Here is a 12,939-nt window from a genome sequence, read left to right on the forward strand (position 1 = left end):
AGGAGCCGGGGCACGTTGTTGGAGGGATGCGAACTCAGCTACATGGCCATGCGATAGCGGTCGAGCATGTTGGCGCGCTGCTCTTGCAGCCACGCGGCCACGCCATCGACGCCATCGCCCGTGCGGGCCGAGGTCACGAAGATCTTGATGTTCGGGTTCAGCGTACGCGCCTGCTTTACCAGGGCGTCCATGTCGAAGTCGGGGTTAACCGGCAGATAGTCGCTCTTCGTTACGATGAGCGCGTCGACGATGCTGAACATGGGAGGATATTTGTACACCTTGTCATATCCCTCGGGCACGGAAAGCAGCATCACGCGAGCGTGGGCTCCCGTGTCGAAATCTGCGGGGCATACCAGGTTGCCGATGTTCTCCAGGAAGAGGTAGTCGTAAACGGCGTCACCGAATGCCTGATTGGCCTGTTCGACCATGTTCATCTCCACGTGGCACACGCCGCGCGTGTTGAGCTCCACCGAGGGGACATTCGCTTCCTTGATCTTCAAGGCGTCGACGTCAGATTCCAGGTCGGCTTCGATGACCGCCATGCTCTCTTCGCCTGCGCTGCGGAGGGAATTGATCAGCGCCAGCAGCAGCGTGGTCTTGCCTGCGCCGGGGGAGGCCATGATGTCTAGGAAAAAGGTGCCGTCGGCGGCTTTCTGTTCGCGGAACCTCTCGGCGGCAAGATCGTTCTTCGCCAGAACGTCTTTGCGTACTTCGATGATGCGCGTCTTTTCCATTGCCTCTCCTTTGAATGATGCCGCAGATGCGGCGGGTAAAACAAAATAGGGCGTGGCGCGCGAGGGGTTCGCAGCGCCACGCGCTCGCTATAGGCCAGTCGCCGTTTCGGCTAGAGCAGGTGAGATGCTCTCTTCCTCGTCATCGTCCACGGCTGCCTCGATGCTGCTGATGGAAAACTCCATGCCGCGTAGGAACGTGCAGTCGTCGGCAGATCCGCAGCAGGGGCAAACGCGTGGTTCGCGACGGATGTACTCCGCATGGAACGGAGTTCCGCATCTGTTGCAGCGCATGGTGTAGGGGACGCGATGGATGACGATTTCGGCGTTTTCGGCGACCGTTCCTCGTGCAAGATGGCGGAAGAGCCCTTCGAAGTAGTCTTCGACGATATCGCGGCCTTCGCCAATAGCCAGGTAGACGGCCTGCACGCGTTTCACGCCCGAAGCGGCTGCTTCTTCCGTGACAATATCTACGACGTTGCGGACGTATGACATTTCGTGCATGGCCGTCTCCTGTTCTCGTTTGGGTGCCTAATTAGCCGACGTAGTCGACGAGCTGGCCGCGGGCCATGCGGTCCTTGGCGAAGTACTTGTTGCAGTCGACGTAGTCGATCGGCAGGTCGGGGTACGTGGGGTTCTCGGTGAGCACGCGTGCGGATGCGGGGCATACGCGAGCGCACTGGCCGCAGCGGACGCAGGCCTTGTCCATGACGCACGTGCCGTCGGAATCCTGCGTGATGGACTGCATGGGGCAGATCTCGACGCACTTGCCGCACTTCATGCACTTGTCCTTGTCGTACTTCAGCAGGTAAGCGCTGTAGTACGTGGAGCAGGCGGCTTCGCCGTTGATGCCGCGGTAGGCCATGAGGTTGCCGCAGCTCTTGGAGTGGCAGCAGCAGATGATATCGGCGTCCTTGGCGCAGACGGACTCAACGACCATGTGGTGGTCGATGGCGTCTTCCACGATGGCGATGGCCTCGTCCTGGGTGATCTGCTCTCCGATGTCATTCTCGATGAAGTACTCGGCCATTTCGCCCAGCGACAGGCAGGTGCGCGTGGGGTGGGATTCGTCCCAGGGCACGCCCAGGGCCTTCCACATGGTGCGGCACTGGCACTCGGAAACGGTGATCTTGGGGTTGCGCTTGATGAGGGCGCGCCAATCGTGGCCATCGGCCAGCTTGTCGCCCTGAACGACGTCAACGCTCACGGGATAGCTGCGGAACAGGGGGAACGTGTTGTCGAAGCCCGACTCGCCGTTCGGGTCGACGCCCTTGATGCCCAGCATGTCGAACTCGGCAACCTTGCCCATGTCCTTGTGATACAGGGCGTCGAGCTCGTTGAACTCCCAGAAGCCGTTGATATACGGCATCAGGATGAACAGGGGAAGGCCGCCACGGCGCACGCGCCAGATGAGGTTGCGCTTCGCCTGGTCTTCCAGAATCGCCAGGGCCTTGTCCTCGTCGATGTCTGCTGCGTGAGCGTAGTCACCGGCGGTGAAGTACTCGTGCAGGGGCATCTTCAGGTAGTTTTCGGCGTCTTCCTCCGACCACAGGTACATGATCATGTCCCAAGAGTGCGAATCGTTGGGGATGGAGCCGATGCCGCGGCCGATGCGGTTGATGCGGTTGCGCATGCGCACGTACACGGCGGGAATGACCGTGCCATCGTCGCATACCAGGTCGCTCGTAACTTCCGTCTCGGTGAGGACCTTCTGCATGAGCTCGTCGCTCTTGCTGGGGTCGACCCACTCGCCCGACGTGCCCGTTTCGGCAGCCTGTGCGGCTTCGGGCTTCTCCGACTTGGCTTCCTGGCTTTTCGGGCTGCTGCAACCCAGCAGTTCGAAGATGGGCATCATGCCCATGGCGCCCAGGGCGGCGCCGCGCACGAAGTCGCGACGGTCGAGGCCGAGCCTCTTCTTCTCGCTTTCTTCCATTCTTCCTCCTCGTTATTCGAATGAATAAACTCCCTGAGCAAAGAGTACTTGGAGGAACTGTGGAGGAACAACAGACGATATGACGCGTTTTGTCTTGTAAGGAATGGCTAACTAGAGTCTATGGGGAGCGGCCTGGGCATATGCAGCTAGGCTGCTGGCGGTGGCAGGCTGTTTTGGCGCACGCGTAGAACGGACGTGATGCGTGCGAAGGTGGGGGCGAGTGCTTACGCTTCCAGGGCAAACGCGCCGTGGTGCGCGCAATAATCGGGTAGGGGGTCTTCGGTCATGAAGGGCGGCTTCATGCTGAAGATGACGGCCGAGATCCATTGCGGATCGTCTTGCATGCCAGAGGCGCACCATTCCATGAATAGGTCGACCACGCCATAGATGTATGCGTCTATCTGGGCTTTCTGCGCGGCGATTTCGCAGGGCGAGCCGTGGAATACCGAATGGTAGTAGATTTCCTTCAGCTTCTTCAGGTAGCTATCGCGGAAGCAGTTCTGCCCGGTGTGGTGGGGGAGCTGCTCGAAATAGCCGCGTTCCTGGCGTGCCATGCAGAAGAGAGCGGTGCAAGCGTCTTGCGTGTACAGGCCCTCGTCGCATGTTTCCGCTAGCGCGAATGGTACGTCCAGTATGAGGTCGTTGATGTCGCGATAGCAGTTGTAGAACGTCTGGCGAGCCGCGCCCGATTCCTCGAGCACGTCGCGGACGGATATCTTGTTGATGTCTTTATTCTCGCAAAGTACGAGTATGGCCCGTACAAAGCGATCCCTTGCAGCTGGGGTGCCTCTCCTCATGCGCCCTCCTCTGTTCCCTCTCGAGGGGGATTCTAGCACGCGTATACGTAACTGTGTTTCTCACGCGTAAAGGTGTTACGAATTGCGAATCCGTCTTACGTAAACGGGAATTCGTATTGCGTGAAGCTCCTGGACAACGTGCTTTTGCGCCGTTCGCGGGAATTTTGGGAAACGGCTTGCATCGTCAGTTAGGTTCGACTAACATCCGCACAAGTTAGGAATGGCTAACCAAAGCGGAAGCGAAGCGAGGTCGAATGGGCAGCGAAAATACGAACGCAAAACTGGCGAAGAAGATCGTCCACAATTGTGCTCCCACGTTGGCTGCCTTGAAGCCCGCAAACCTCTTCACCGTGCACTTCATGGATGCGCGCAGCAGCAATGCCTGCGCGCAGGAGCGCGCGAGTCGCATCGTGCGCGAGGGGTTTGCCACGGCACTGCGTTCGGCGCGCGAGCAGCTGGGGTCGGGCGGCGTGAGCGTGCGCGTGCTCGCCGTGCGTCCGGGGAATGCGCTCGTGCTGGTGTTTCGTCCGGAATTGGTTGCTCGTGCGTTTGCAAACTCGCGCGCGAGCGCATACCTGCGGTCGCTTGGCTACGACGTGGACTCGCTTGATGCGTGCATCGCCGAGCTTGCGCGACGCGTGCGGGCGAGCGATGCGCTTGCGGGCGCCAATCGCAGCAGGGCGTTTCCGCATGAGGTTGGCTTCTTCCTGGGCTATCCGCCCGAAGACGTCATCGCCTTCATCGAAGGCGGTTCGGAATGCCTGTGCACGGGATGCTGGAAGGCGTACGGCGATGCCTGTTCTGCGCAGGCGTGCTTCGAGGCCTATCGGCGGTGCGTGCGCATGATGGACCAGCTGCACGAGCAGGGTGCGCCCCTGCATTATCTTGCGCAGCTCGAAGCGGCGTCGTAATTGCAATGGTTTCTATAATCCCCAACAGAAGGAGATTCTCATGAGCAAAGTGGCAGTAGTGTTCTGGAGCGGCACGGGCAACACCGAGGCCATGGCAAACCTGGTGGCCGAAGGCGCCAAGGATGCCGGCGCGGAAGTCGACGTCATTCAGGCTTCCGATTTCGATTCCGCGAAGCTTGCCGAATACGATGCGGTGGCGTTTGGCTGCCCCGCCATGGGCGACGAAGAACTGGAGGATACGGAATTCGAGCCCATGTACGACGAAGTCGAGCCTGCGCTCGACAGCAAGAAGGTCGTGCTGTTCGGCAGCTACGACTGGAACGATGGCGAGTGGATGGACCTGTGGCGCGAGCGTGCCGAGGGCAATGGCGTGAACGTGGTCGATTCCGTTATCGCGAAGGATTATCCCGACGACGATGCCGAAACTGCCTGCAAGGCAGCAGGTGCGGCTCTGGCGTAGAGCGGCGGGACATCGTGCGATCAGCGAGCGGCGAGGTGCGGCCTCGTCGCTCGTTTTATGTCGAGTGCGTTTTCTAGTCGTTGGAAGTTGAGCACATAAAGCTCATTCCTCTCCCGTATACTGCGGTCGAATAAGACGAGAAACGACAAGGAGACGACATGATTGAAAAGGATTTCGTGACGCGCGGTACGTGTTCGCGCATGATTCACGTGAAGATCGACGACGAGGGCATTGTGCGTGACGTGCAGTTCGTAAAGGGCTGCTCGGGCAATACGCAGGGCGTGGCGCGTCTTGCCATTGGGCGCCCCGCTACGGAAGTTGCCCAGACGCTGCGCGGCATTCAGTGCGGCCCGCGTCCCACCTCGTGTCCCGACCAGCTGGCCCAGGCCATCGACCAGGCCCTGCAGGAAAACGCCTAAGCGTTTCGCGTATTGCATATCCGTTTGAAGGCCCACGCCCGACCGCGTGGGCTTTTTTATGCCGTTTCGCCTGCGTATTGGCGTTTCACGGCGTGTAGTCATTGCACATGCGTGCTTTCGGGTTTATGCTTACCGCCGTAAGGCAAGCCTAACTAGGCATGAACCGAAAGGAATAGTATGTCAAAGAGGGGAATGGGGGACTCTCAGCCTCGGAAAAAGAAGAAGGGGGAAATAGCTCAGCTGCTGGAATTCGCGGGGAACCGCAAGTGGTTTACCATTGCGGGCTGCGTTCTTACGGCTTTGGCGATGGTCGCCGATATGGTGCCCTACGTGTGCATTTGGTTGGTCGTGCGTGACCTGGTGATGGTCGCGCCCAACTGGTCGCAGGCGGGTGACGTTGCCATGTACGGCTGGGTTGCGTTGGCGTTCGCGTTCATCGGCATCGTTCTGTATTTCACGGGCCTGCTGCTTACGCACTTGGCGGCGTTCCGCCTAGCTTCGAACATCCAGAAGCGTGGGGCCGAACATATGATGCGCGTGCCGCTGGGGTACTTCGACGACCATGCAAGTGGTCTCATCCGTCGACGCATCGATGGTGCAGCTGCGGAAACGCATTCGCTTGTGGCGCATAACCTGGCCGATATTGCTGGCACCGTTGTGATGTTCGTTGGCGTGGTCGTGATCCTGTTCGTATTCGACTGGCGCATGGGTCTTGCGTGCTTCGCGGCTGCGGTTATTTCGGTTGTCGCCATGTGCTCCATGATGGCGGGCAAGAACGCAAATCTCATGACCGAGTATCAGACGGCACTCGACAAGATGAGCAAGGCTGGCACGGAATACGTGCGAGGCATTCCCGTGGTGAAGGTGTTTCAGCAGACCATCTATTCGTTCAAGGCGTTCAAGAGTGCTATCGACGAGTACAGCGAAAAGGGCGCGTATTACGAAGGCCACGTGTGCAAGGTTCCGCAAAGTATCAACCTTACCGTTCTCGAGGGTGTGTTCGCGCTCATGGTTCCGGTGGCGTTGCTGCTGGCTCCTGCGGCTCTTGAGAGTGACTTTGCGCAGTTTATCGTTGACTTTGCGTTCTACGCCATCTTTTCGGCAATCGTTTCCACGGCGCTTTCGCGCGTGATGTTCGCTTCGGCTGGTTTCATGATGGCCAGCGATTCGCTTTCGCGCATCAACAGCGTGCTCGACGCTCCGCTGCTTTCCGTTGCCGAAAACCCGCAGAACCCGCGCGATGCGAGCGTTGAGTTCCAGGACGTGACCTTCACGTATGCGGGCGCCGACGTGCCCGCGGTGAAGGGGGTTTCCTTCCGCGTGGAAGCTGGGAGTACGGTTGCCCTGGTGGGGCCCAGCGGTGGCGGCAAGACTACGGTCGCAAGCTTGGTTCCCCGGTTCTGGGATGCGCAGGAAGGCCGCGTGTTGGTGGGCGGTGTGGACGTGCGTGAAGCCGACCCGCATGCGCTCATGGACCACATTGCCTTCGTGTTCCAGAACAGCCGCCTGTTCAAGATGAGCATCATGGAAAACGTGCGCATGTCGCGCCCCGAAGCCAGTGACGAGGAGGTCATGGCTGCGCTTTCCGCAGCTCAGTGCGACGATATTCTTGCCAAGATGCCCGACGGGGCCCAAACGTTAGTGGGTAGCAAGGGCGTGTACCTTTCCGGCGGCGAGCAGCAGCGCGTTGCCTTGGCGCGCGCCATCCTGAAGGATGCGCCCATCGTGGTTCTCGACGAGGCCACTGCCTTCGCCGATGCGGAAAACGAGGCGCTCATTCAAAAGGCGCTCGGTACGCTCATGCATGGGCGTACCGTCATCATGATTGCCCATCGCCTTTCCACCGTGATTCATGCCGACAACATCGTGGTGCTGAACCGCGGCGAAATCGTGGAAAGCGGCACGCATGACCAGCTGGTAGACGCAGGTGGGTTGTACGCCCGCATGTGGTCCGATTACCAGCAGGCTGTGCAGTGGAAGATTGGCGGGGAGGTAGCCTAATGTTTGGAGAGAAATTCAAGCGCAAGTACGCCCTCACCGATCGGGGCGTACGCAATGCGAAGCGCGGTACCGTGTGGACGGTCATCGTGAATTTGGTCGTCATGGGCGGCGTTGGCATTCTGTACATGCTTATGAAGCAGTTCATGGCAACGTATACCGATGGTGCGGAGCTGCCTTCCGTGGCGCTGTATGCGGGACTGCTCGTTGTGTTCTTGGTGCTGTCGTTCATCGCGCATTATCAGCAGTATGAAAACACCTATGGTGTCGTATTTGACGAGGTTGCCACGTTGCGTTTGGGGCTGGCGGAGCGCTTGCGCAAGCTGCCGCTCGGCTTCTTCGGCAAGCGCGACTTGGCGGACCTCACGGAAACGATCATGACCGACGTGAAGCGCATGGAAAAGGTCTGGTCGCACGTCATTGGCTACCTGTATGGCGGTTATATCTCCACGGCGATTATTGCCATCTGCTTGTTTGCGATGGACTGGCGCATGGCGCTTGCCTGCTTGTGGGCGGTGCCCGTAGCGTTCGCCCTGCTCTTCGGGTCGCATAATTCGACTACGCGCACGAGCGCCGAAGCGCGCGAGGCTGCGGTGGAAATCAGCGATGGCATTCAGGAGCTGCTGGAGAACGCACGCGAGCTGCGCGCCACCAATCAGGAGGAACGCTATCTTGCGCGCCTGAACAAGACCATCGACGATGGTGAGAAGATTGCCATTCATGGCGAGATCTTCACGGGCCTGTTCGTGAATGGTGCCCAGGCCATCATGCGCCTGGGCGTGGCAACGACCGTGCTCACGGGTGCGTGGCTTATTGCCACGGGGCAGACGGATTTCATGATGCTCTTTATGTTCTTGCTGGTCATCACGCGTATTTATGCGCCGTTCGACCAATCTTTGGCCCTTATTGCGGAACTGTTCGTTTCTCAGGCTTGCGCCGAGCGCCTGCAGCATATTTACGACGAGCCGCTGGCCGAGGGTAGCAAGACGTTCGAGCCGAATGGCTATGACATCGAGTTCCATGATGTTGCGTTTGGCTATGGCGATGAGCGCGTGTTGCATGGCGTGAGTTTTATCGCACGTCAGGGTGAGATTACGGCTTTGGTGGGCCCCAGCGGTTCGGGCAAGAGCACGTGCGCGCGTTTGGCGGCGCGTCTGTGGGATGCGCAGGCTGGTTCGGTGACCGTGGGTGGCGTGGATATCAGCGCGATTGATCCCGAAGTGCTGTTGGGCGACTACTCGATGGTGTTCCAGGATGTCGTGCTATTCGACGATACGGTGATGGAGAACATTCGCCTGGGCAGGCGCGGCGCGAGCGACGCCGAGGTGTTGGCTGCCGCGGCCGCGGCGAACTGCGACGAGTTCGTTTCGCTGCTGCCCCATGGGTATGACACGCGTATCGGTGAGGACGGCAGCCGCCTGTCCGGCGGCGAGCGCCAGCGCATTTCCATTGCGCGTGCGTTGCTGAAAGATGCGCCCATCGTGCTGTTGGACGAGGCCACGGCGTCGCTTGACGTCGAGAACGAGACGCAGGTGCAGGGCGCGCTTTCGCGCCTGCTCGTCGGCAAGACGGTGCTCGTCATCGCGCATCGCATGCGCACCGTGGAAAATGCCGATCACCTGGTCGTCTTGAAGGATGGCAAGGTGGTTGAGGACGGCTCGCCCAGCCAGTTACTCTCCATCGAGGGTGGCGTGTATCGCCATATGCTGCAGCTGCAAAAGGAAAACGCCGCCTGGGCGGTGTAGCGTGCTCGCGTTTGCATGACGAGCGCGCTCTATGCCGTTCTACGAAATGGCTACGAGGCTTTCGCTTCGTAGCCATTTTGTGTTGAGTAACAAATGTCTCCCAAATGCCCGATGACGCATCTATCCTGATAGATGCGTTATATGCTTTGCAATAACGGTCAGTTTGGGTGCCTCATTGCGATTCGGTGGGGCAAGATGAGGTGCCGCGCAACGCTGTGCGGTTGTGGTGAGTGGGGTAGAGAATGGCGTTGGAGTTGCAGGAAAAGCCCGTGTACGAGTACGCGACATTTCCTCGGCAGTTTCTGTCGTACAAGTGGTACAAGCCCATATTGGTGTTCGTGCTGGCTTTCGTGTTCATGACCGTTTTCCAGGTCGTAATCCTTCTCGCGGCAATTCTTTGGCAGGGCGATTTGTCCCTGCTCGACAGCATGACTGCGGGCTACGACGGCATGGATGCATTTTCGGGGCCGGGCGCGTTTGCCGAGTTCGGCTCGATTGCCGTTATGCTGCCCTCGATTGCGCTTGCGGCGCTTATCGTGCGCGATCGCCCGTATTCCTCGTATACGTCTTCGCGCGGCGGCTGGAACTGGGGCGCGTTTGGCAAGAGCCTTGTGGTCGCCGTGGTGGTCATGGGCATCAGCACGTTCGTGGGCGCCTTTATACCATCCGATGTCCCTGAACCCGATCATGTGATTCAGTTTACGGTGGTGGGCTTTATCGTGTGCACGGCGCTGCTGCCGCTTCAGTGCATTGCCGAGGAGTACGTCTTTCGCGGCTTCTTCCTGCAGACGTTTGGCTCGTGGTTCAAGCTGCCCGTAGTGGGCATCATCGTTTCGGCTGTTGCGTTTGCGGCGGGGCATCCCTACAACGACATCGGGGTCGTTCTCATCTTTGCGGGTGGCATTATTTGGGGCGTTGTTGCGTGGCAGACGAAGGGCCTTGAGGCATCGAGTGCCGCGCATATCGTTAACAACTACATTGCGTTCTACTCGATGGGCTTTGGCCTTCAGGCGCAGACGAGTCAGGTGGATGTCGCCTCGCTTGTCATTGGCGTAGTGACGGACGCCGTGTTTGCCGCGGCTGTGATCTACCTTGGCAAGAAAGGCCACTGGTTCTTTTCGAAGGGCGACGGCGCTGCGGCGTTCAATGCCCGCGTGAGCGCCAGGCTGCAGGCGAAAGCCGCTCGCAAGCAGGCAGGCCGCGGCTACGTTCCCGAGCCTCCGCAAGCTGCTTGCGACGTTGCGAACTCGCAGGCCGCAGGTGCCTCTACGGCTCCGCAGATCGTAGGCGCTCCCGTAGCTCCGCAGGCTGCTGGAGTCCCTACGGTTCCGCAGGCTGTTGGCGCTCCTGCGATGCCGGGCGGTGGCTCTCTCTCGGCCCCGCAGGCCGTTCGCCAACCTTCGAACGACGGCGACTAGGCTTTTACTCTGGTTGCTCGCAATTTCGTCAGGCGGTCGCGATGTCTTTTGGCTTCGCGGCCGCCTGCCTTGCGTCGATAGCGGATGCCGTTCCTTGCGATCTGGCTCTGTCCCAAATAATGTACACCTGTCCCATCTCATTTCCTTACATTGGCAGTTGTACGCGAAGGCGTCGTCCTGGCGCATGCGTGCACTCATTCGTATATGCAGGGGGAAGGATAGAAATGGAAAACCAGGGACAACCAGAATCAGAGTTCACTACGCAAACGTCTGCGCAGGCGGGCGCATCGTCTGCGCAGCCGGCGGCTTCAGCCTCGAGCGCTGCTTCGGGCCCGCAATCTGTCGCGGCGTCGAGCGCCGTACCGGGCCCGCAGGGGTCTATGGCCTCGGGCGCCGCTTCATCTTCGCAGGGGGCTGCGGCGTACGCTCCGTCCATGCCTTCGGCGTACGCTGTACCTATTACTTCGGTGAAGGAGCCATTCTATCGACGCACGTGGTTTCTCGTGTTGCTGACTATTGTGTGTCCCGTGGCGGGTATCCCTCTTATGTGGGTCTTCGGCAGGCCCAAGAGCACGCCCGCGCGCATCGCGCTTACCGTCTTTGCCGTGCTTGTGGTGCTCGCGTCGTTGGGCAGCCTAGGAAGCCAGTCGGGTTCCGGCACGTACTCGCAGAGCAGCGCTCCTCAGGCGAGCGCTACGGAAGGCGACTCGGGTTCCGGCAATGCGGCGGCTCCTGCAGCCTCTGCTCCTGCGCCTACGCTTACCGCTATCGAGGCCAAGTACACAGGCTCGACCGAGGCGGGCACCATGATCAAGCAGGGCACTTCGGGCTTGGTGGTAACGGGAACGTACTCCGACAACACCACGAAGGCCATTAGTGATTACGTAGTCGACAATCCTGCAGCGCTCGTTGCGGGCGAAACGTCTACGTTCACCATCACGGTCGACGACAAGAGTTGCCCGCTCGAGATCACCTGCACCACGCTCACTCCCGAGCAATACAAGGAGGCGTGCGCCTGGGTTGAGTACGAGGATCTCGCGCGGTACGAAGCGGATTGGCTGGCGAAGGACATTGCCATTACGGGCAAGGTATTCCAAGTTCAGGAAAGCAAGAACGGCACGGTGTATCTCATGCACGTAACGGAGGGCTCGTATGGCATCTGGGACGACATCGTTCTGGTTTCTGCTTCGTCTTCAGCGGTAAGCACGCGCGTGCTCGAGGATGATGTTGTAACGGTGTATGGCATGTCGACGGGTCTTTATACCTACACGACGGTGCTTGGCGCAGCGTCAACGGTGCCTTCCATTTCGGCAAGCTACATCGACATTAATTAATCTAGGGGGCGGCGCTGGCGGACAGCGCATGCCGTAGGCCGACATTGCCCCCTAAGAGCGTGCTCGATTGACCGGGCGCGCTCTTTTCTTGCATGGGCCGCATTGGGTCCTAAGGGCAAGGCGGGTCCTCGTTTTGGGGCGGGCTTGCGAGCGGTCTGCCCCTGTTGCGAGCGAATGGCGCGGGTGTGTGCTGGCGCGCTTCTGGCGTTTAAACTCGGAACATGCGCTGACTTCTGTATGGGTTGTTTGTCTCGACCTTGATTGGGCGCCTACTCGGGTAAGGAGCATTGAAGGTTCGCTTTCGAGCGCCGTCGCTAGGCTAGGGTGCCCTAAATCGATGGCGTCCAAGAAGCGCGGAACCGAACATATATAAGTAAGCACCCCGCGCAGCCGTACATGGACCGCGCGGGGTGCAGCTGTGCACTATGCGGAAGCGGGATACGCCAACGACGTAAGCGTCATGACATCCTGTGGGGAAATGCGCGCACTGCGGCCATTCTGAAACAGTATCCAGAGCGCGTCCTGTTCGCCTAGCGTATCCAGCGTGAAGCTGACGATGCTCGAGCCAATGAACGATTTCAAGCCCACGTATTGTTTCCAGCGCAAATGCGCGGCGGGGGCCTGCTGGTAATCGCACACGGGTTCCGTGCTTACTTCTAGATGAATGCCGTCGGGCCACCAAAGCGTGATGTCGCGTAACTCGGTGCGTATGACGATCGATGCGCCGGGGAGCCAATCGCGGAGCTCGTGGTCCCAGGCACAGAGAACGTCGGCCAGGTACCGCGCCCGACTATCTTTCGTGAGGTAGTCGGTAAGTTCTTGTACGGCTGTATTGAGGGTGTTTTCATTGCTGTTCACTCCTACCTCCTTTGCTATGGGGCGGATGATGCCTTTAGACTACGCGGGCAGAGGGAAGGGGCTGTCCAAGAATGCGGACAGATGTTCGATGGATGCAAGCCGCCCATTCAAGATGCGGAATGGAAGCCCCCAGAAGTGGATGGAATGTGTGCGCGGAAATGGGCCATACGGCTCTCTAGCAGGCGTTTTCACGTGTAAAACCGCCTGTCTGTGGGTGGTTTGTGAAGCCTTCCGAATACGCTTGAACGGCACCCTCGAGGGAGGTACTATGCACAAGCTGCATTTGCAGCGGGGAGTTGCTTCCGAGGGCCCAGAGGGCCCGTCCGGCGGCGGCG

Annotated in this window: 12 protein-coding genes; 7 read left to right on the forward strand and 5 right to left on the reverse strand. The window is 59.5% G+C overall.

Annotated features, from left to right (window positions below):
- Window positions 1-38: 38 nt before the first annotated feature.
- The 4 genes from hypB to E7002_RS08095 form a co-directional block, all read right to left on the reverse strand.
- Entirely contained in the window at window positions 39-734 is a 696-nt protein-coding gene (hypB, locus tag E7002_RS08080; RefSeq protein WP_303728379.1) for a hydrogenase nickel incorporation protein HypB, read from the reverse strand.
- 87 nt (window positions 735-821) lie between these two features.
- Window positions 822-1,235: a hydrogenase maturation nickel metallochaperone HypA gene (locus tag E7002_RS08085; RefSeq protein WP_303728380.1), complete on the reverse strand. Its 414-nt coding sequence runs from the start codon at window positions 1,233-1,235 to the stop codon at window positions 822-824.
- Between the two features lie 31 nt (window positions 1,236-1,266).
- Window positions 1,267-2,664: a 4Fe-4S binding protein gene (locus E7002_RS08090; protein WP_303728381.1), complete on the reverse strand. Its 1,398-nt coding sequence runs from the start codon at window positions 2,662-2,664 to the stop codon at window positions 1,267-1,269.
- A gap of 224 nt (window positions 2,665-2,888) precedes the next feature.
- Window positions 2,889-3,461, reverse strand: a complete 573-nt coding sequence (locus E7002_RS08095) for a TetR/AcrR family transcriptional regulator (RefSeq protein ID WP_303728382.1) — start codon at window positions 3,459-3,461, stop codon at window positions 2,889-2,891.
- Between the two features lie 254 nt (window positions 3,462-3,715).
- Here E7002_RS08095 and E7002_RS08100 point away from each other — a divergent pair, with 254 nt between their 5' ends.
- From E7002_RS08100 to E7002_RS08130, 7 genes are all read left to right on the forward strand, one after another.
- The gene (locus E7002_RS08100; protein WP_303728386.1) at window positions 3,716-4,372 is read left to right on the forward strand and encodes a DUF3793 family protein; all 657 of its coding nucleotides are present in this window, start codon (window positions 3,716-3,718) and stop codon (window positions 4,370-4,372) included.
- A 40-nt stretch (window positions 4,373-4,412) separates the two neighbouring features.
- Window positions 4,413-4,832: a flavodoxin gene (locus E7002_RS08105; protein ID WP_303728387.1), complete on the forward strand. Its 420-nt coding sequence runs from the start codon at window positions 4,413-4,415 to the stop codon at window positions 4,830-4,832.
- Window positions 4,833-4,990: 158 nt separating this feature from the next.
- On the forward strand, window positions 4,991-5,251 hold the full coding sequence (locus tag E7002_RS08110) for a TIGR03905 family TSCPD domain-containing protein (protein ID WP_303728388.1): 261 nt from the start codon (window positions 4,991-4,993) through the stop codon (window positions 5,249-5,251).
- A 177-nt stretch (window positions 5,252-5,428) separates the two neighbouring features.
- Window positions 5,429-7,252: an ABC transporter ATP-binding protein gene (locus E7002_RS08115; RefSeq protein ID WP_303728389.1), complete on the forward strand. Its 1,824-nt coding sequence runs from the start codon at window positions 5,429-5,431 to the stop codon at window positions 7,250-7,252.
- A complete protein-coding gene (locus E7002_RS08120; protein ID WP_303728390.1) occupies window positions 7,252-8,994 on the forward strand; it encodes an ABC transporter ATP-binding protein in 1,743 nt (580 codons plus the stop codon). Before E7002_RS08115 ends, E7002_RS08120 begins: the two co-directional genes overlap by 1 nt.
- Window positions 8,995-9,236: 242 nt before the next feature.
- Window positions 9,237-10,412 (forward strand): type II CAAX prenyl endopeptidase Rce1 family protein, encoded by a 1,176-nt coding sequence (locus E7002_RS08125; protein WP_303728391.1) that lies wholly within the window; start codon window positions 9,237-9,239, stop codon window positions 10,410-10,412.
- Between the two features lie 224 nt (window positions 10,413-10,636).
- Entirely contained in the window at window positions 10,637-11,746 is a 1,110-nt protein-coding gene (locus tag E7002_RS08130; protein ID WP_303728392.1) for a hypothetical protein, read from the forward strand.
- A gap of 423 nt (window positions 11,747-12,169) precedes the next feature.
- Here the strand turns inward: E7002_RS08130 and E7002_RS08135 are convergent, their stop codons facing one another.
- Window positions 12,170-12,604, reverse strand: a complete 435-nt coding sequence (locus E7002_RS08135; RefSeq protein ID WP_303728393.1) for a hypothetical protein — start codon at window positions 12,602-12,604, stop codon at window positions 12,170-12,172.
- Window positions 12,605-12,939 lie beyond the last annotated feature (335 nt).

The sequence above is a fragment of the Denitrobacterium detoxificans genome (assembly GCF_015062615.1).
Lineage (GTDB): Bacteria > Actinomycetota > Coriobacteriia > Coriobacteriales > Eggerthellaceae > Denitrobacterium > Denitrobacterium detoxificans_A.